Source organism: Pauljensenia sp. UMB3104 (genome assembly GCF_030217285.1).
Lineage (GTDB): Bacteria > Actinomycetota > Actinomycetes > Actinomycetales > Actinomycetaceae > Pauljensenia.
Map to the genome: position 1 here is coordinate 1 of NZ_JASONN010000508.1, position 245 is coordinate 245.

A 245-nucleotide genomic window follows, 5' to 3' on the forward strand; every position below is an offset into this window, starting at 1 on the left:
TCATCGAAGAACCGCTCCGCGTCCACGGCTACGGCACGATGGCGTACGCCGAGCAGGAGTTTGCTCGTGCGATGGCGACCGGTCGTGAGCCTGAAAAGTGGATCTCGGCTCTGATGGAAGCAAAGAACGCTGGACGTTCTTTGACTGCCGCGGAGAAGAAGGAATTCAATCCGAAGCATCTGCGTATCGAGCGCGTGTCTGAGCTTCTGGACATGGTTGCTTTGCCACGTTCCGCGATGCGCCGT

1 pseudogene is annotated in these 245 nt (G+C 58.4%); it reads left to right on the forward strand.

What is annotated here, in order from left to right:
- A pseudogene (locus QP415_RS12585) lies at positions 1-245 on the forward strand (ABC transporter ATP-binding protein); the annotation flags it as partial.